This is a genomic window from Micromonospora sp. NPDC050980, assembly GCF_040653835.1.
Lineage (GTDB): Bacteria > Actinomycetota > Actinomycetes > Mycobacteriales > Micromonosporaceae > Micromonospora.
On record NZ_JBFAGS010000030.1, the window covers coordinates 19702 to 37862 of the forward strand.

The window sequence follows — 18161 nt, forward strand, 5'->3', positions numbered from 1 at the left end:
TGCCGCCGGCGGGACCGGTGGACCGCGTCGGCAACGGAGCCGGCGTGGCGCCGCGCTGTCGGGGGTGAGCCGCCCCGGAGGAAGGTGTCTGCATCGTGAAGGTCGGAATCCCCCGCGAGGTCAAGAACCACGAGTACCGGGTGGCGATCACGCCGGCGGGCGTCAACGAGTTCACCCGCCACGGCCACGAGGTCTTCGTGGAGGCCGGCGCCGGGGTCGGCTCCAGCATCACCGACGAGGAGTTCGCCGCCGCCGGCGCGAAGATCCTGGCCACCGCCGACGAGGTCTGGGACACCGCCGAGCTGGTGCTCAAGGTCAAGGAGCCGATCGCCGAGGAGTACCACCGGATGCGCGCCGGGCAGGTGCTCTTCACCTACCTGCACCTGGCCGCCTCGCGCGAGTGCACCGACGCGCTGGTCGAGAAGAAGGTCACCGGCATCGCCTACGAGACGGTCGAGCTGCCGGACCGGTCGCTGCCGCTGCTCGCCCCGATGTCCGAGGTGGCCGGCCGGCTCGCCCCCCAGGTCGGCGCGTTCTACATGATGCGCACCGGCGGCGGCCGGGGCGTGCTGCCCGGCGGCGTCTCCGGCGTGTACGCGGCGAAGACCGTGGTCATCGGCGCCGGCGTGTCCGGCCTGAACGCCGCCGCCATCGCGCTCGGCCTGCAGTCCGAAGTGCTGCTGCTGGACAAGAACGTGGCCCGGCTCCGCTCGGCCGACGCCATCTACCGCGGCCACCTGCAGACCGTCGCCTCCAACGCGTACGAGATCGAGCGGGCCGTGCTCGACGCGGACCTGGTCATCGGCGCGGTGCTGGTGCCCGGCGCGAAGGCCCCCAAGCTGATCTCCAACGAGCTGGTCTCCCGGATGAAGCCGGGCAGCGTGCTCGTCGACATCGCCATCGACCAGGGCGGCTGCTTCGAGGACTCGCGCCCCACCACGCATGCCGAACCGGTCTACAAGGTGCACGACTCGATCTTCTACTGCGTGGCGAACATGCCCGGCGCGGTGCCGAACACCAGCACCTACGCGCTGACCAACGTCACCCTGCCGTACGCCCTCGAACTCGCCGACCAGGGCTGGCGGGCGGCGCTGCGGGCCGACCCGGCGCTGGCGCTGGGCCTGAACACCCACGACGGCAAGGTGGTCTACGGCCCGGTCGCCGAGGCGCACGGCATGGACGTGCTGCCGCTGGCCGAGGTGCTGAACTGACCGAGACGACGCCACGGGCCGGCGCGCGACCCGCGCCGGCCCTGCGTCGGGCGGTCCGCGGCTACCTGGACCACCTCACCGTCGAGCGCGGCCTGTCCGGCAACACGCTCGCCTCGTACCGCCGGGACCTGGACCGCTACCTCACCACCCTGGCCGCCGCCGGGGTGACCGACCTGGCCGCCGCCGGACCGGGCGAGGTCGAGGCCCACCTGGCCCGGCTGCGCGCCGGCGACGACGACCACCCGCCGCTCGCCGTCTCGTCCACCGCCCGGGCCGCCAGCGCGGTCCGCGGCCTGCACCGCTTCGCCCTGCGCGAGGGCCTGACCGGGGCCGACCCGGGTCGCGACGTGCGCCCGCCCGCGCCGCCGCGCCGGTTGCCCCGGGCGCTGCCGGTCGACGCCGTCCTGCGGCTGCTGGAGGCCACCGGCCCGACCGGGGCGACCGGCGACACCGCGCCGCGCGCGCTGCGCGACCGGGCGCTGCTGGAATTCCTGTACGGCACCGGCGCGCGCATCTCCGAGGCGGTCGGCACGGCGGTCGACGACCTCGACCTGGACGCCGGCACGGTGCTGCTGCGCGGCAAGGGCGGCCGGACCCGGCTCGTCCCGGTCGGCGGATTCGCCGCCGACGCGGTGCGCGCCTGGCTGGTCCGCGGCCGGCCGGCGCTGCTCGCCGCCGGCCGGGGCACCCCCGCGCTGTTCGTCAACGCGCGCGGCGGACCGCTCACCCGGCAGGGCGCCTGGGGGGTGCTGCGCGCCGCCGCCGGGCGCGCCGGCCTGCCGGTCGACGGGCCCGAGTCGGTCTCCCCGCACACGCTGCGCCACTCGTATGCCACCCACCTGCTCGACGGCGGCGCGGACGTGCGCGTGGTGCAGGAACTGCTCGGCCACGCCTCGGTGACCACCACCCAGGTCTACACGTTGGTCACGGTGGAGCGGTTGCGCGAGGTGTACGCCACCGCGCACCCCCGCGCCCTGCGGTGAGCGCTTGACGGTGCGCCGGGCGCCGGCGCCGCGGTGGCGGACCTGGCGGCACCGCCCGGGCAGCGGCCGACACGCCGACCCGGTACCGAAGCTGCTGCTGGCCCGTGGCGTACAGTCGGCATCGGCGCGGGCCTCCAGGTGCGACGGACCGGGGGTGCGCAGCGGCGCCGCGAGGGACGTCGGACGGCTCCGACGCCGGGGTGGTCGTCGGGAGGGGGCAACGAGGACATGGCAGGAAACGGTGACCGTGCCGAGACCTGGACGTCGGAGCTCCGTGAGCAGCAGGCGACGCTCGGCGCCGACCTCGGCCCCGCCGACCCGGCCGCGTACACGATGCGCAAGCCGATCCCCGAGCCGATGCCGACCGACCGGCACGGCCCGGCGCGGATCATCGCGATGGCCAACCAGAAGGGCGGCGTCGGCAAGACCACGACCACCATCAACCTGGGCGCCGCGCTGGCCGAGTACGGCCGCAAGGTGCTGCTCGTCGACTTCGACCCGCAGGGCGCCCTCTCCGTCGGTCTGGGCGTCAACCCGCACAACCTCGACCTGTCGGTCTACAACCTGCTCATGCAGGACGACGTCACCGCCGAGGACGTCCTGATCAAGACCGACGTGGCCGGGCTGCACCTGCTGCCGGCCAACATCGACCTCTCCGCCGCCGAGATCCAGCTCGTCAACGAGGTCGCCCGGGAGATGGCCCTGGCCCGGGTGCTGCGCACCATCCGCAAGGAATACGACTTCATCCTGATCGACTGCCAGCCCTCGCTGGGCCTGCTGGCGATCAACGCGCTGACCGTCGCGCACGGCGTGCTCATCCCGCTGGAGTGCGAGTTCTTCAGCCTGCGCGGCGTGGCGCTGCTGCTGGACACCATCGACAAGGTGCGCGAGCGGCTCAACTTCGACCTGGAACTCGAAGGCATCCTCGCCACCATGTACGACAGCCGCACCACCCACTGCCGGCAGGTGTTGCAGCGGGTGGTGGAGGCGTTCGGCGACAAGGTCTACCAGACCGTCATCACCAAGACGGTGAAGTTCCCCGAGTCGACGGTGGCTGGCGCGCCCATCACCACCCTCGACCCGGCCTCCTCCGGCGCGCGCAACTACCGGCAGCTCGCCCGCGAGGTGATCGCCGCCGAGACGGACCGGTAGGGCGCACGCCGCCCGCCGGCCGCGTCGACTACGGTTTCCCGGTGACCGCACCACCCCTCGACCCGCACGCCGATCCGGCGGACGCCGCCGGGCTGGCCGCCGCGGTCGACGGCGTCGTACCCGCCGATGCCACGGCGGTCGAGGAGACCAGCGGCTTCACCGTCCGGCTGGACAACTTCACCGGCCCGTTCGACCTGCTGCTCCAGCTGATCAGCAAGCACAAGCTGGACGTCACCGAGGTCGCCCTGCACAAGGTCACCGACGAGTTCATCGCCTACCTGCGGGCCATGGGCGACCAGTGGGACCTGGACGAGACCAGCGAGTTCCTGCTGGTGGCCGCCACCCTGCTCGACCTCAAGGCGGCCCGGCTGCTGCCCTCGGCCGAGGTGGAGGACGAGGAGGACCTGGCGCTGCTGGAGGCCCGGGACCTGCTCTTCGCCCGGCTGCTGCAGTACAAGGCGTACAAGGAGGCGGCGGCGCACATCGCCGAGCTGGAGGCGGTCGGCGGCCGGCGCTATCCGCGGGCGGTCACCCTGGAACCCCGCTACGCCGAGGCGCTGCCCGACCTGGTGCTCGGCATCGGCCCGCAGCGGCTGCTGAAGCTCGCGGTGCGGGCGATGAGCCCGAAGCCGGTGCCCGAGGTGTCCATCGCCCACGTGCACATGGTCCGGGTCAGCGTCCGCGAACACGCCGGCGTCATCGCCGACCGGCTGCGCCGCGCCGGTGTCGCCACCTTCTCGCTGCTCTGCGCCGACTGCGAGATGACGCTGGAGGTGGTCGCCCGGTTCCTGGCACTGCTGGAGCTGTACCGGCAGGGCCTGGTCGCGTTCGTGCAGGAACAGGCGTTGGAGGAGCTGACGGTCCGCTGGACCGGGCCCGCCGACGGCGGGGCCGAGCTGACCGTCGACGAGTACGCCGGCACCCCCGAACCCACGACCACATCCACCCTGGCCGCGCCGGCCGATGCCCCCGCCGCGCCGGCCGGCGGCGATGCCGCCGTGGTCGGCGATGCCGCCGAATCCGCTGGTGACGCCGCGCCGGGCGACTCGTTCGTCGCCGCATCCGACGCCGTCGTGTCCACCGACGCCGCGGACGAACCCGCACCGACGCAGGAGTAAAGGGATGAGCGACGAGGAACGCCACGACTCGCTGGCCGATCAGGCTGCTGCCTGGATTCCTCCCTGGGAGCGTCCGTCCCCGCCCCGGGCCGAGCCCGAGCCGGACGACGTCGGCTCGGCCGCCGAGCAGGCGGAGCCCGAAATCTCGGACACTTCCGGCTCGCCGCGAACCGAGACCGCCCATGATCCCGACTCCGCCTCAGAGCCGTCCAGAGATCTTGGAAGCGAAGGGCACTCGGAGGGGCCGGATCCTTCCACGATCGCCACAACCGGGTCGGATCTTGGCACGGGGGCGCCCCCGCAGGGGCGAGACCGTACCAAGATCTCTGGAGAGAACGGGACGGCCGACGCCGGCACCGAGCCGGCGACCGGATTCGAGGGAGGCACCGGGGATCGCCGTACGCCCGACACCCCGGCGACCGGCGCTGCCGGTCCCGACACGGACGTCAGCGGCCACCCGGCACCTCTCAGTGGCGACGACGCCGGGCCGGACGTCGGCACGTCCGAGCGGGACGTGGTGGGCACAGGGAGCGGGGGAGCGGGCGCTGCCGGCGTACCCCAGAAGCGGGGGCGGCGGCGGGCGGCGCCGGAACCGACGCCCGCACCGGCGCTGGACGACGCCGAGCTGCGCGGCGCCCTGGAGGCGATCCTGCTCGTGGTGGACCAGCCGGTCAGCGAACTGGTCCTGGCCGAGGTGCTGGAACAGGCCCCGGACCGCGTCGGTGCGATGCTCGACGAGATCGCCGCCGGCTACACCGCAGCCGGGCACGGTTTCGAACTGCGCCGGGCCGCGGGTGGCTGGCGTCTCTACACCCGGCCGGAATACGCCACCTACGTCGAGCGGTTCGTGCTGGACGGGCAGTCGGTCCGGCTGACCCAGGCCGCGCTGGAGACGCTCGCCGTGGTCGCCTACCGCCAGCCGGTGACCCGGTCCCGCATCTCGGCCATCCGGGGTGTCAACTGCGACGGGGTGCTCCGTACCCTGGTGGGCCGCGGCCTGGTCGAGGAGTGCGGCACCGAAGCGGACAGCGGTGCGTTCCTCTACCGGACCACCACCCTGTTCCTGGAGAAGCTGGGGCTCAACTCGGTGGACGACCTGCCGCCCCTGGCCCCGTTCCTGCCCGACGACGTAGAAGAGCTTGCCGATGCGACGCGATGACCGTGCCCCGAAGCCCGACGCCCCCGTCTACGAGGGCGCCGAGCGCCTGCAGAAGGTGCTCGCCGCCGCGGGGGTGGGATCGCGGCGGGCCTGCGAGGACCTGATCTTCCGGCGGCGGGTCACGGTCAACGGGCGGGTCGCGCAGCTCGGCGACAAGGCCGACCCGACCCACGACGTCATCCACGTCGACGGGGAGCGGTTGCAGGCCGACACCCGCCTGGTCTACCTGGCCATGAACAAGCCGCGCGGGGTGGTTTCCACCATGGCGGACGAAAAGGGACGCGCCGCGCTGTCGGACTTCCTCGGCAACCGGGTCGAGCAGCGGGTCTACCACGTCGGGCGGCTCGACGCGGACAGTGAGGGCCTGCTGCTGCTCACCAACGACGGGACGCTGGCGCACCGGCTCATGCACCCGTCCTTCGGGGTGCCGAAGACCTACCTGTGCGAGGTGGCCGGGCCGATCCCGCGCAACCTCGGCAAGCGCCTGGCCGCCGGCGTCGAGCTGGAGGACGGGCCGGTCCGGGCCGAGGCGTTCAAGGTGGTGGACACGCTGGGCAAGACCGCCCAGGTGGAGGTCACCCTGCACGAGGGGCGCAAGCACATCGTGCGGCGCATGTTCGACGAGGTGGGGCACCCAGTGAGCCGGCTGGTGCGTACCTCCATCGGTCCGATCCGGTTGGGTGACCTGCGCGCCGGACGCACCCGGCGGCTGACCAACGCGGAGGTCGCCGCCCTGTTCAAGGCCGTGGGTGACTGACCCGGTCGATCGGGGTACGGCTCCCGGTAGGCTTCGACGCGGTCCGCGGGCCGGCGGCACGCCCGCCCGCCGCGGGCATGATTGACGACGAGACACATCCGCTCAACGGCGCCGGGAACCCGGCTACCCGCGAGGTACGGGCTGAGGAGGACAACGGTGGAGCAAAACGTACCGGCCGGGCGATGCGTGGTCGCCGTGGACGGGCCGTCCGGTTCGGGGAAGTCCACCGTGTCGCGGCGACTGGCGGCGAGCCTCGGCGCCCGCTACCTCGACACCGGCGCCATGTACCGGGCGCTGACCTGGGCGGTCCTGCGCTCCGGCGTCGAGCTGACCGACACCGAGTCGGTGGCCAAGGTCGCCGGCGAGGCCGACCTGCGCATCGGCACCGACCCCCAGGGGTACGCGGTGACCGTCGACGGCACCGACGTGTCGACCGACATCCGTGGCGCCGAGGTGACCTCGGCGGTCTCCGCGGTGGCCGCCGTCGGCGCGGTGCGTGAGCTGCTGGTCGACCGGCAGCGGCGGCTGGCCGCCGAGGCGGGCCGGATCGTGGTGGAGGGCCGCGACATCGGCACCGTGGTGGCGCCCGACGCCGACCTGAAGGTCTACCTGACCGCCTCCGAGTCGGCCCGCGCCCAGCGGCGCAGCGCCGAGGACGCGGCCGACGTCACGGCGACCGCCGCCGACCTGGCCCGCCGCGACCGGCTCGACTCCACCCGCAAGGTCAACCCGTTGCAGCAGGCCCCGGACGCGGTGGTGCTGGACACCACCGAGCTGGGCATCGACGAGGTCGTCGCCCGCCTGGGTGAGCTGCTCACCGAACGGGGCGTGGCGTGAGCGCGAGGAGTGAGCCGGGTTTGCGAGCCCCGCAGTCGCGAACGAAGGGTGGCGTGGCGTGAGCGCGAGGAGTGAGCCGGGTTTGCGAGCCCCGCAGTCGCGAACGAAAGGTGGCGTCGCGTGAGCGACGATGAGTTCGGTGGCTGGGTGGAGCTGCGTGAGCCGGAGGTCGAGGCTGACGAGCCGACCGGCCCGCAGCCCGTCGTGGCCGTGGTGGGCCGTCCCAACGTGGGCAAGTCCACACTGGTCAACCGCCTCATCGGCCGCCGTCAGGCGGTCGTCGAGGACATCCCGGGCGTGACCCGGGACCGGGTTCCCTACGACGCGCAGTGGAACGGCCGGGCGTTCACCGTGGTCGACACCGGCGGCTGGGAGCCCGACGCCAGGGACCGGGCCGCGGCCATCGCCGCGCAGGCCGAGACGGCAGTGGTCACCGCGGACGTGGTGCTGTTCGTGGTGGACGCCGTGGTCGGCTCGACCGACGTGGACGAGGCCGCCGTGAAGATGCTGCGCCGCAGCGCCAAGCCGGTGATCCTGGTGGCCAACAAGGCCGACAACACCACCATCGAGATGGAGGCGACCTCGCTGTGGTCGCTCGGTCTCGGTGAGCCGTTCCCGGTGTCGGCGCTGCACGGTCGCGGTTCCGGCGACCTGCTCGACGCCATCCTGGCCGCGCTGCCCGAGGCGCCCGCGATCGTGGAGAACCGCCCGCGCGGCCCACGGCGGGTGGCCCTGGTAGGCCGTCCCAACGTCGGCAAGTCCAGCCTGCTCAACCGGTTCTCCGGGGAGGAACGGGCGGTGGTCGACTCGGTGGCCGGCACCACGGTCGACCCGGTCGACAGCCTGGTCGAGATCGGCGGCGAAACCTGGCAACTGGTGGACACCGCGGGCCTGCGCAAGCGGGTCGGTCGGGCCAGCGGCACGGAATACTACGCCAGCCTGCGTACCGCCTCGGCGATCGAGGCCGCCGAGGTGGCGGTGGTGCTGCTGGACTCCAGCGAGGTGATCAGCGAGCAGGACCAGCGGATCCTCACGATGGTGGTGGAGGCCGGCCGGGCCCTGGTCATCGCGTTCAACAAGTGGGACCTGGTGGACGCCGACCGCCGCTACTACCTGGACAAGGAGATCGACCGGGAGCTGCGGCGGATCCCGTGGGCGATCCGGCTGAACCTGTCCGCGCAGACCGGCCGCGCCGTCGACAAGCTCGCCCCGGCGCTGCGCAAGGCGCTTGCGAGTTGGGAGACCCGCGTCCCCACCGCGCAACTCAACCAGTGGCTGACCGCGCTGGTCCAGGCCACCCCGCACCCGGTACGCGGCGGGCGCGCCCCGCGCATCCTGTTCGCCACCCAGGCCGGGGTGGCGCCGCCGCGGTTCGTGTTGTTCACCACCGGCCCGCTGGACGCCGGCTACCAGCGGTTCGTGGAGCGCAAGCTGCGCGAGGAGTTCGGCTTCGAGGGCACCCCGATCGACATCTCGGTGCGCCCGCGCAAGAAGCTGGGCCCGGGCGGGCGCGGCAAGGCCCACGGCTGACCGTTCCTCCGAAAGGGGTCGCCGGGTGCCCACCCGGCGACCCCTTTCCTAGGACGCTCTAGGGGGAGTGACGTCGGCGTCGCTCAGCGCGGCGGGGGCCTGTGCGTACCGTGCGAGGATCTTGCGCTAAGCTGTACCGGCTGCTGCGGGGGAGACCGCGCGGGGGCATCGGGACGTGGCGCAGCTTGGTAGCGCACTTGACTGGGGGTCAAGGGGTCGTCGGTTCGAATCCGGCCGTCCCGACCGGTTGACCTGGGAAGATGAAGATCTTCTCCGGTAACGGCGGTAACATTCGGTAACGGATGATCTTTGTTGGCGGTAACGGCGATGATCGTTGGCCGCCGGCCTGCTGAACTGGGAACGCTGTGACCTGCCGCTTCGTCTGTGTTCTGGATGGAGCGGAATTTTGGGTGCTTGATTCCGTGTCTAGTGCGAAGTGCCCAGGCGCCGCTGCGGTGGTCCCTCTGCCTTGTGAACGGTCCAGTCCATGCTAGGCAAACTCGGCTTGCATCCGACCGGACCACTCTTCTGCCGGTCTGAGGTCGCGGTGGTGCTGCCCGATTGTCGGTAGCACGGGCTGATCATCAAGTCGACGCTGGCAGTGCAGCCGATCCGCCCGGCCGACTCGGCGACGACGCCGCGGCCGCGCCTGCGCCCCCAGCTCCGCCCGATGACCGTCGGTTCGCAGGGCCGCTACTCCTGTCGGATGATCGTGGCGGCGGTGATGTCGCCACCCTGCTTGATTCCGGTCACCACTACGGTGTCGCCGGCTCGGAGATCCTTGAGGGCGCCGATCAGCCGCACCTGCGTACGGTCGTCCGTCTGCACGGTGACCACCTCGCCGGACTCGCGCCGGATCGTCATCGTGTCTCCGTCGATCGCGGTGACGGTGCCGGTGGTGGCCGGGGTGGCGGTGGCGGCCCGGGGAGCGGCGCCACCGCCACGGGCGCCGCCGCCGCGGGCCCCACCGGTGGGTCCGTCGACCGCTGCCCCGCGTCCCGCCGGTGCGGGTGCGGGATCCGGGCCGTACGCCTGCTGCGCTTGGGCGCCGCCGGCGAAGCCGCCGACGAGCAGCAGTGCTGCCGCGAGCCACGGGGTGGCCCGGTTCCGCCAGGGGCGGGGTCCGGCGGCGAGAGCGGTGTCCAGGTCGGTCGTCATGTCTTCACCTGTCATTCGTAGCGAAGCGCGTCGATGGGACGCAGGCCGGCGGCGCGGCTGGCGGGGACACTGCCGAAGAAGAGGCCGATCGCGACGGAGACGCCCAGGGCCAGCGCGACGGAGCTGGGCACGATCACCGGTTGCACGCCGACGATGGTGAACCGGCTGCCGATCAGTGCGGCGGCCACGCCGAGGCCACCGCCGAGGACGCTGAGCATGGTCGCTTCGGCGAGGAACTGGGTGAGGATCGTGCGTCGGGGTGCGCCGAGGGCCTTGCGGATGCCGATTTCCCGGGTTCGCTCGGTGACGGTCACCAGCATGATGTTGGTGATGCCGATGCCGCCGACGAGCAGGCTGATGCCGGCGACGGTGCCGAGCAGGACGGTGAAGGTCTGTGCGGTCTCGGTGCGGGTGGCGAGGAGTTGGGCGGCGTTCTGGATCCGGTACGGAGCGGCACCCGCACCACCACCCCCACCACGGCCGGTGGCGGCGGTGCCCGCCGGTAGCTTGAGGCGCTGGTTGAGGATCTGGGTGACCTGCTGTTGGGCGGCGTTGACGCGGTCCGGGCCGGTGGCCTCGACGAGGATGGAGTTGACCGGGCCGTACCCGGTGATGGTCTGCTGCACGGCGGTGAGCGGGGCGACGGCGAGGTCGTTCGGGTCGGAGAAGCCTGATGCCGAACTCTTCTCGGCGAGGACCCCGACGACGGTGAACAGGGCACCGCCGACGGTGACCTGCTGGCCGACCGGGTCGGTGTCGGCGAACAGTTCGGTGGCGACGGTCCGCCCGAGCACGACCACCCGCCGACCCTGGGCCACGTCCTGGTCGGTGAAGGCCCCGCCGGTGGCGAGTGGGCTGTTCGACGAGCCGAAGTAGCTCGGGTGGGTACCGAGGAACTGCGCCACCGGATGATCCGTCCCGCCGTGGGTCATCGTCGGGGCGGTGCTGACCACCGGTGAGACCGCCCGGACGTCGGGGGCGAGTGCCGGGTCGTGCAGGGACTGCGCGATGTCGACCGTGAGTGGCGACGGCGTCGTCCCGCCGCGGGCGGTGCTGGACACGGTGATGGTGTTGGTGCCCAGCGCCTCGATGCTGCGGTTGACGGCCTGGGCGGAGCCGTTGCCGACGGCGACCAGCAGGATGACCGCGGCGACGCCGATGAGGATGCCCAGCATGGTCAGCGCCGAGCGCAGCTTGTTGGCGGCGACGCCGCGGCCGGCGAAGCGGAGGATCTCCAGCAGGCTCACCGGGCACCGTCCTGTCGTACGTCGGTGGTGATCCGTCCGTCGAAGAGGGTGACCAGCCGGCGGGCGCGGGCGGCCACCTCCGTCTCGTGGGTGATCATGACGATGGTGCGGCCGGCGGTGTGCAGCTGGTCGAGGATGGCCAGCGCCTCCTCGGTGGAGCGGCTGTCGAGGTTTCCGGTGGGTTCGTCGGCGAGGATCAGCGCTGGCTCGGTGACCAGGGCGCGGGCGACGGCGACGCGTTGCTGCTGCCCGCCGGAGAGCTGGTTCGGCTCGTGGTCGGCCCGGCCGGCGAGACCCACCATGTCCAGGGCCGCGAGGGCCCGCCGGCGTCGCTCGGCCGGCTTGACGCCGGCGTACGCCAGGGGCAGCTCGACGTTGGCCACCGCCGAGGTGCGGGGGATGAGGTTGAACGACTGGAAGACGAACCCGATGCGCCGATTGCGGACGAGGGCCAGCCGGGCGTCGTCGAGTCGGCTGACGTCGACCCCGTCCAGGCGGTAGGTGCCGGCGCTGGGGACGTCGAGGCAGCCGAGAATGTTCATCAGCGTCGACTTGCCGGATCCCGAGGATCCCATGATGGCCACGTAGTCGCTGGCCGCGACGGTCAGCGACACCCCACGCAGCGCGTGCACGGTTGCCTCGCCCTGTCCGTAGACCTTGGTCAGGTCACGGACGTCGAGCACCGGACGGTTCGGGCCCTCGGCGGTGCGGTGAGCTCCGTCTACCAGATACAGGGTCACCGGTTGCCCCGCCCGCCGCCACCGGTCAGGCCGCCGCCCGCGGGCCCGCCGCGCCCGCCGCCGGTGCTCGGGTCGGCGCCGCCGGTGCTGGGCAGCACGACCCGGTCGCCCTCGGTCAGGCCGGAGGTGATCTCGACGAGCTGGTCACCCCGCAGGCCCACCTCGACCGGACGGACGACCTGGCTGCCGTTCTCCAGGACGGTCACGGTGTTCCGGTTGCCGGCGCTGGTCACCGCGAGAGCGGATACGGCGACGACGTTCTCGGCCGTGTCGAGGGTGACGGTGACCTGCACGCTCTGGCCGGGCCGGGCGGCATCCGGACGGTCCTTGAGGCTCAGGGTGACGCCGTAGGTCACCACGTCGTTGGCGGTGGTGGCGTTCGGGTCGATCGCGGCGAGCGTCGCGTCGGCGGTGGTGCCGGGCAGCGCGTTCCAGCTGACCGTGGCGGGCATGCCTGCCTTGAGCCGGGTAGCGTCGGCCTCGGGTACCGCGGCGGTGACCTCCAGCCTGGTCAGGTCGGCGATCTGCACGAGCCCGTCGCCTCCCGAGCCCGACGCGGTGCTCCCGCCTCCGGTCGCGCCGCCCGTGGTCGCGCCGCCTCCGGTCGCGCCGCCCGCCGAGGTGCCGGAGTCCCCGACGCTGCCGTTGACGGCCACCACGGTGCCGGCGATCGGCGCGGTTAGGGTGGCGCCGTCGACCTTCTCCCGCGCGGCGGCGACCTTCAGCTCCGCCTGGGTCACCGCCGCATCCGCCTGGCTGGTCGGACTGTCGGTCTCCGCCGCCCGGTCCGCCGCATCCTGTGCCGCGTCCAGGTCGGCCTCGGCCGCCGCGAGTTCCCGCTTCGCGGCCGAGGCGTCGACCCGGGCCAATACCTGGCCCTTCTTCACCGAGTCGCCGACGGCCACGGCGATCTCCGTGATTGGCCCGGCGGTGGCGAAGGTCGCGGTCGCGGTCGCCGCGCTGCGCACCGATCCGGGTACGGACACCGCGGACGTCACGGTCGCCCGGCTGACCGGCACCGTCCGGGCCTCGCCGGCGCTCGCCGTCCCCGGCGCGGTGAACGTGGTGTACGCCCAGCCGCCAGCGAGCAGCACCGCCACGACGAGGCCGGTGTTGACGAGCAGGGACGGGCCCCGGGCAGGGATGAGTCGTCGCACACGCATGTCCGACAGCCTGGGGGTGGCGGCTCGGAGCGCACCCGGCGCAACCTCGGAGCCGGCTGGGAGTCGGGCGGCGGTCAGCTGTCGGCGAGGAAGTCCTCGATCCGGTGCCAGATGTCGTCGCTGTTGTCGTCCTGCATCATCAGGTGCGTGTTGCCCGGACGCCCTCGTCGGGCAGGTACACCAGCCGGGCCGGGTGGCCGGCGGTGTCGACGAGACCGACGGTGCGCCGGCAGGCGTCGAGTCGCCCGGTCTGCCGCCGTTCGGCGATCCGGTCGCCGTAGACCGCGATCGTCGGCGCGGGGTGGCCGGCGCGGGCCGCCTGCTGTGCCCAACCCACGCGCCCGTCCGGCGTGGTCAGGAAGATCGACGAGCTGAGCCCGAGCCCTGGCATCATGATCACCGGCGGCTTGTCTGCGTCGGCGGGAACGAGTTGGTGGACCATCGCCTGCCCGGTCCAGATGGTCGACGTCCGGTCACCGCTGTCGTCGGTGGCCTGCTGCCCACCGACGAAGAAGTAGCCACTCGCCGTCACCGTCAGCTCGTCGTCGCGGGTGTCGCCGGTCCATCGGGGCACCAGGAGCGCCCCGGTCAGAACTGCCAGGGCTGCCGCCGTCGCCGCGATGGTCCGTGCTCTCGTGCGCATGCTGCCTCCCGTTCGGTTCCTGTACGGGAGTGAACGAGGTCAGGCTCGGAGCGGGCTCCGCGCCCGCTGGACGTTCCCGAACAGCCGTCGATGGGGTCAGCTGTGCATGGTGCGCAGCAGGTCTACCAGGTCGTCACGATCGGCGTCGGGCACCGAGGGCAGCAGGACCCGGAAGGTGGCCCCCCGGCCGGGGGCGGTGAGCAGTTCGACCCGGCCCTGGTGTCCCCGTGCGAGGGCCGCCACGATGGACAGGCCGAGGCCGGACCCGCCGCTGCCGCGGGTCCGGCTCGGGTCGGCACGGTAGAGCCGCTCGAAGACCCGTACGGCCTGGTCGGCTGCGAGGCCCGGCCCGTCGTCGGTCACCTCCAGCACCGCGGCCGGCGTGGCGGCGGGCAGCGGATCTCCCACGGCCGCGACGGGCGGCGGTCCGGCCGGTGCACGGCGCAGTAGCCCGGTGCGGACCGTCACGCGGGCCTGCGGCGGTGTGTGCTGCAGGGCGTTGTTGAGCAGGTTGGCGACCACCTGGCGCAGCCGGTGCTCGTCGCCGGTGACCATCACCGGTTCGAACCCGTCTTCGTCGAGTGCGGCCAGGCGGATCCGGCGCCCTGGCGCACGGGCCTGCGCGTCGCGAACGCTGTCGGCGGCGACGCCCAGCAGATCGACCGGCTGTTCCCGCAGGGGCCGTTCGTGGTCGAGCTGAGCGAGCAGCAGGAGGTCCTCGACGAGCAGACCCATCCGGGCGGCCTCGGCCTCGATCCGGGCCATCGTTCCGTCCAACTCCGGGCCCGGTGGTGTTCCGCCCCGGCGGTAGAGCTCGGCGAAACCGCGGATGGAGGTCAGCGGAGTACGCAGTTCGTGCGAGGCGTCGGCAATGAACTGCCGCAACCGCCGCTCCGACTCGCGGCGCGCGGCGACCTCGGTGGAGATCCGGTCCAGCATCAGGTTGAGCGCCCCGCCGAGCCGGCCGGGCTCGGTGTGCGGATCGGCGTCGGGCACCCGGCGGGACAGGTTTCCCCCGGTGATCTGCGCCGTGGTCTGCTCCATCCGGGTCAGCGGCCGGAGGCCGAGCCGGACCACCACCGCGGCGAGCGACGCCAGCAGCAGCAGGACGACCACGATCACGACCGCGTCGATCAGCAGCAGCAGGTCGGTGGTCTCCTCGACCTCGCGTAGCGACACCGCCAGCACCGCGATGCCCCGGTCGTCGCCGCGCTCGACCACCAGGACCCGCCAGGCGGCCGCGCCGTCGGCGGCCTCGACGGTGTACGGGCGGGTGCCGGCGGCCCGGGCGACCAGCCTGTCGTACGGCTCCACCTTCGGCACGGTGGCCGACTCGTCGGAGCGCCGGACGTCCTCCAGGTTGCCGTCCGGGCCGTACAGCAGCACCACCTGCTCCGGCCCGAGCCGGGCGCGCGGCAGCACCCTGGTGCGCGCGCGCGGGTCGTAGGACGGGGCGGCGTCCCGGGTGAACGGCCGGCTGACCGTGGTGAGCTGCTCGTCGATCCGGTCGGTGAGGGTCCGGCGCAGTAGCACCAGCCCGGCCGCGTTCGCCATGACCAGCGCGAGCGCGGTCAGCGCCGCCACGACCACGACCAGCCGGGACCGCAGGGTCCAGCGTCCCCACCGGCGCAACCGCCGCCGCCGGGCGGCGCGGCGGCTACCCACTGTCGCCCGGCCCCGGACGCGGCAACCGCAGCGTGTAGCCGACGCCGCGCACGGTGTGCACCAGCGGTGGCGCCTGTACGTCGATCTTCCTGCGCAGGTAGTAGATGTACGACTCGACGATGCGTCCGTCGCCGCCGAAGTCGTAGTTCCACACCCGGTCGAGGATCTGCGCCTTGCTCACCACCCGGCCGGCGTTGACCATCAGGTACCGCAGCAGGTTGAACTCCGTCGGCGACAGCTCGACCACCCGGCCGGCCCGGCGCACCTCGTGGGCGTCCTCGTCCAGCTCCAGGTCGGCGTAGCGCAACACGCCGTCCGGCGCCGGCGCGTCGTCGGCGCGGCTGCGGCGCAGGATCGCCCGGATCCGCAGCACCACCTCCTCCAGGCTGAACGGCTTGGTCACGTAGTCGTCCGCTCCGACGGTCAGCCCGGAGATGCGGTCCTCCACAGTGCCCCGCGCGGTGAGGAACAGCACCGGCACCCCGGCGCCCGCACCGCGCAGCCGCCGGGCGACCTGGAAGCCGTCGAGGTCGGGCAGCATCACGTCGAGCACCACCAGGTCCGGGTCGAACTCCTCGGCCATGGTCAACGCCTCATGGCCGCCGCCGGCCACCCGGACGTCGAACTCGACCAGTCGCAGCGTCGCCGACAACAGGGCACGGATGTTCTCCTCGTCGTCGACGACGAGCACACGGGTACGGCGATCAGACACGATTGCCAGGTCTATCGGGGAAACCTCGGAGCGAGCTGGGAACGACCTGTCCCCGAGCTGAGCGGGATCATCCGGCGGCGAGAACCAGGTCGCCCTCGGCGAGACCGGACCTGATCTCCACGAACTGATTCCCCCGGACACCGATCACGACGGCGCGTGGTTCGGCCGCCCCGGTGAGCAGGACGGCGGCCGATCCATCCGGCCGTACCCGGACCGCGCCGGCCGGTACGCGCAGCACGTCGGTCACGGTGGCGATCCGGATCCGCACGGCGGCGCTCTGGCCGATCAGCAGATCGTCCGGAGCACCGTCCAGCGCGAGCCGGATTCCAAACCGGACCACCTGACCGTCGCTGGTGCCCACCGGGTCCACCTCGACCACCTCGGCGTCCAGTTCGGTGTCCGGCCGTCCGGCCGGGGTCACCGTGGCGGCCTGCCCCACCGCGATCAGCCCGGCGTCGGCCTCCGGAAAGGTCGCCGTGACCTGCATCCCGTCGACGACCGCCAGCTCGACGAAGCGCGCACCCGCCGACACCCGGGCTCCCACCGGCCCGGCCACCGACAGCACCCGTCCGGCGACCGGCGCCGTGATCGTCGTACCGGCCAGCCGGTCCTTCGCCTCGGCGAGGGCCAGCTGCGCGGCGGTCACCTGCTGGTGTGCCCGCAGCAGCGGGTCGGCACCCGCGGCGGTACCGCCCGGCTTCGAACCACCGGGCTGTGTCGGGCAGCCTCGCGGGCCCGCCGGAGCCATGGCCGTCGCGGTAGCCACCGGCCCGTTCCTGGTGCCGCCCGGCGACGGCTCGGCGGGGGAGCCCGGCGATCCCGTGGGAGCCGGGTCGGCCGACGGTGCGGGGGAGTGCGAGGGCTGTTCGGAGCCGGTTCCCGGGGTGGGTGATCCCGTGTCGCCCGGGGGCGCCGTCCGGACGGTGTCGCCCGCCGCGGCGGCGGCAGCCGCACCTCCCGCGCCGCCGCCCCGCGCGGCCGCGACGGGCGACGTGGCGCAGGCGGGGGTGTTCGGCTCCTCCTCGGCCTCGAGGTCGTCGAGCGCGGCCCGCGCGTCGGCCAGGGCCTGCTCCGTGCGCGCCACCTCGGCGCGCGCCGCGCCGTCGTCGAGGACCGCCAGCACCTGACCGACGGTGACGTCGGCCCCCGGACGGACCCGGACCTCGGTCACGGTGCCGGCCGCGGTGAACGCGAGTCCACGGCCGGCCGCGGGCCGTACCGAGCCGGTCGCGGCGACCGCTGAGGTCACCTCGCCCCGGTCCACCCGTACGGTCCCCGCCGGGGCCGCGGTCCGGTCGGCCCCGCCGGACAACGCGGCCGCGCCCGCCGCGGCGGTCACCGCGACCAGTACGGCGGTGGTGGCGGCGGCGGGTACCGGCCGGCGCCGGATCGCCCGCCACACGTGCAGGTGGATGCCCATGGCTGGCGATCGTCGACCCACTTCCTGACAGTGGGCTCGGCCGTACCTCGGAGTTACCTCACAGCCCGGTGTTCCGAGGTGACTCCCAGGCCCGCCGGAGCCGCGCCGGAGGTTGGTCGTCTCTGCTGACCCGTCGTGCGGGCATGGGTCCGCACCCGAGACCCGAGGAGAGCCAGATGCCCCGCATCCATCGACGACCGGCCCTGACCGTGGCGGTCGGCGCCACCCTGCTCACGCTCGCGGCCGGCTGCGGCGGCAAGCCGGCGGCCGAGCAGTCGCAGCCGACCCAGCCGCCGTCCGGCGGGCTGGCCGCGTACGCGGCGTGCCTACGTGAGCAGGGCATCGACGTACCCGAGGAACTGCCCTCGGCCCGGCCCGGCCGCAGCGGACAGGCGGACCAGAGCGCCCGGCCGACGACCAGGCCCACCGCCCGGCCCTCTGGCCAGCCGGGTGACGGGAACCGCCAGGGCGGCGGGGCGGATGCGCTCCGTCCGGCCGATGTCGACGACGCCACCTGGGCGAGTGCCCAGCAGGCGTGCGAGGGCTCACGTCCGCAGGGCGGCCGGCGCGGCGACGGCTGACCCGAGCGCAGGGCCGGGCAGATGAGGGCCGTGGCGGCGAAACCTCCCACGACGGGGCGGAGTGTCTGTCTTCGAGCCGCCCGAC

At 73.3% G+C, this 18161-nt stretch carries 16 protein-coding genes, 1 tRNA gene and 1 pseudogene; 10 read left to right on the forward strand and 8 right to left on the reverse strand.

Annotated elements, in window-relative coordinates; genetic code table 11:
* Window positions 1-95: 95 nt before the first annotated feature.
* The 9 genes and pseudogenes from ald (at window position 96) to AB0H28_RS27515 (ending at window position 8990) form a co-directional block, all read left to right on the forward strand.
* A complete protein-coding gene (ald, locus tag AB0H28_RS27475) occupies window positions 96-1211 on the forward strand; it encodes an alanine dehydrogenase (RefSeq protein WP_358046140.1) in 1116 nt (371 codons plus the stop codon).
* Window positions 1208-2194, forward strand: a complete 987-nt coding sequence (locus tag AB0H28_RS27480) for a site-specific tyrosine recombinase XerD (RefSeq protein ID WP_358046198.1) — start codon at window positions 1208-1210, stop codon at window positions 2192-2194. The genes ald and AB0H28_RS27480 overlap by 4 nt, the downstream gene beginning before the upstream one ends.
* A gap of 228 nt (window positions 2195-2422) precedes the next feature.
* Window positions 2423-3346: an AAA family ATPase gene (locus tag AB0H28_RS27485; RefSeq protein ID WP_091657002.1), complete on the forward strand. Its 924-nt coding sequence runs from the start codon at window positions 2423-2425 to the stop codon at window positions 3344-3346.
* Window positions 3347-3438: 92 nt separating this feature from the next.
* The gene (locus AB0H28_RS27490; RefSeq protein ID WP_358046201.1) at window positions 3439-4464 is read left to right on the forward strand and encodes a ScpA family protein; all 1026 of its coding nucleotides are present in this window, start codon (window positions 3439-3441) and stop codon (window positions 4462-4464) included.
* A 544-nt stretch (window positions 4465-5008) separates the two neighbouring features.
* Window positions 5009-5623: pseudogene (gene scpB, locus AB0H28_RS27495) on the forward strand (SMC-Scp complex subunit ScpB); the annotation flags it as partial.
* Window positions 5610-6380 (forward strand): pseudouridine synthase, encoded by a 771-nt coding sequence (locus AB0H28_RS27500; protein WP_358046143.1) that lies wholly within the window; start codon window positions 5610-5612, stop codon window positions 6378-6380. The pseudogene scpB and the gene AB0H28_RS27500, both read left to right, overlap by 14 nt.
* Window positions 6381-6536: 156 nt before the next feature.
* Window positions 6537-7217, forward strand: a complete 681-nt coding sequence (gene cmk, locus AB0H28_RS27505) for a (d)CMP kinase (protein WP_358046146.1) — start codon at window positions 6537-6539, stop codon at window positions 7215-7217.
* 147 nt (window positions 7218-7364) lie between these two features.
* Entirely contained in the window at window positions 7365-8747 is a 1383-nt protein-coding gene (gene der / locus AB0H28_RS27510) for a ribosome biogenesis GTPase Der (RefSeq protein ID WP_358046204.1), read from the forward strand.
* 169 nt (window positions 8748-8916) lie between these two features.
* Window positions 8917-8990: transfer RNA gene (locus tag AB0H28_RS27515), tRNA-Pro, on the forward strand.
* Between the two features lie 450 nt (window positions 8991-9440).
* Here AB0H28_RS27515 and AB0H28_RS27520 read toward each other — a convergent pair.
* The 8 genes from AB0H28_RS27520 to AB0H28_RS27555 all read right to left on the reverse strand — a co-directional run bounded on the left by AB0H28_RS27520 (window position 9441) and on the right by AB0H28_RS27555 (window position 17495).
* Window positions 9441-9905 (reverse strand): DUF5666 domain-containing protein, encoded by a 465-nt coding sequence (locus AB0H28_RS27520; RefSeq protein WP_358046149.1) that lies wholly within the window; start codon window positions 9903-9905, stop codon window positions 9441-9443.
* Window positions 9906-9916: 11 nt separating this feature from the next.
* Entirely contained in the window at window positions 9917-11152 is a 1236-nt protein-coding gene (locus AB0H28_RS27525; protein WP_358046152.1) for an ABC transporter permease, read from the reverse strand.
* Window positions 11149-11892: an ABC transporter ATP-binding protein gene (locus AB0H28_RS27530; RefSeq protein WP_358046154.1), complete on the reverse strand. Its 744-nt coding sequence runs from the start codon at window positions 11890-11892 to the stop codon at window positions 11149-11151. The genes AB0H28_RS27525 and AB0H28_RS27530 overlap by 4 nt, the downstream gene beginning before the upstream one ends.
* Window positions 11889-13055, reverse strand: a complete 1167-nt coding sequence (locus tag AB0H28_RS27535; RefSeq protein ID WP_358046157.1) for an efflux RND transporter periplasmic adaptor subunit — start codon at window positions 13053-13055, stop codon at window positions 11889-11891. The genes AB0H28_RS27530 and AB0H28_RS27535 overlap by 4 nt, the downstream gene beginning before the upstream one ends.
* A 139-nt stretch (window positions 13056-13194) precedes the next feature.
* Window positions 13195-13698: a hypothetical protein gene (locus AB0H28_RS27540; RefSeq protein ID WP_358046160.1), complete on the reverse strand. Its 504-nt coding sequence runs from the start codon at window positions 13696-13698 to the stop codon at window positions 13195-13197.
* Between the two features lie 96 nt (window positions 13699-13794).
* Complete coding sequence (locus tag AB0H28_RS27545) at window positions 13795-15363, reverse strand: HAMP domain-containing sensor histidine kinase (RefSeq protein ID WP_358046163.1); 1569 nt, start codon at window positions 15361-15363, stop codon at window positions 13795-13797.
* A complete protein-coding gene (locus AB0H28_RS27550) occupies window positions 15356-16084 on the reverse strand; it encodes a response regulator transcription factor (protein WP_358046207.1) in 729 nt (242 codons plus the stop codon). Before AB0H28_RS27550 ends, AB0H28_RS27545 begins: the two co-directional genes overlap by 8 nt.
* Window positions 16085-16142: 58 nt before the next feature.
* The gene (locus tag AB0H28_RS27555; protein ID WP_358046166.1) at window positions 16143-17495 is read right to left on the reverse strand and encodes an HlyD family efflux transporter periplasmic adaptor subunit; all 1353 of its coding nucleotides are present in this window, start codon (window positions 17493-17495) and stop codon (window positions 16143-16145) included.
* Between the two features lie 209 nt (window positions 17496-17704).
* Here AB0H28_RS27555 and AB0H28_RS27560 point away from each other — a divergent pair, with 209 nt between their 5' ends.
* Complete coding sequence (locus AB0H28_RS27560) at window positions 17705-18076, forward strand: hypothetical protein (protein ID WP_358046210.1); 372 nt, start codon at window positions 17705-17707, stop codon at window positions 18074-18076.
* The last annotated feature ends 85 nt before the right edge of the window (window positions 18077-18161 follow it).

Bases quoted from the DNA above. Each gene is read 5' to 3' on its own strand.
- AB0H28_RS27485 (WP_091657002.1), top strand. From the start codon at position 2,423: ATGGCAGGAAACGGTGACCGTGCCGAGACCTGGACGTCGGAGCTCCGT.
- AB0H28_RS27500 (WP_358046143.1), top strand. From the start codon at position 5,610: ATGCGACGCGATGACCGTGCCCCGAAGCCCGACGCCCCCGTCTACGAG.
- AB0H28_RS27520 (WP_358046149.1), bottom strand. From the start codon at position 9,905: ATGACGACCGACCTGGACACCGCTCTCGCCGCCGGACCCCGCCCCTGG.
- AB0H28_RS27535 (WP_358046157.1), bottom strand. From the start codon at position 13,055: ATGCGTGTGCGACGACTCATCCCTGCCCGGGGCCCGTCCCTGCTCGTC.
- AB0H28_RS27540 (WP_358046160.1), bottom strand. From the start codon at position 13,698: ATGCGCACGAGAGCACGGACCATCGCGGCGACGGCGGCAGCCCTGGCA.
- AB0H28_RS27555 (WP_358046166.1), bottom strand. From the start codon at position 17,495: ATGGGCATCCACCTGCACGTGTGGCGGGCGATCCGGCGCCGGCCGGTA.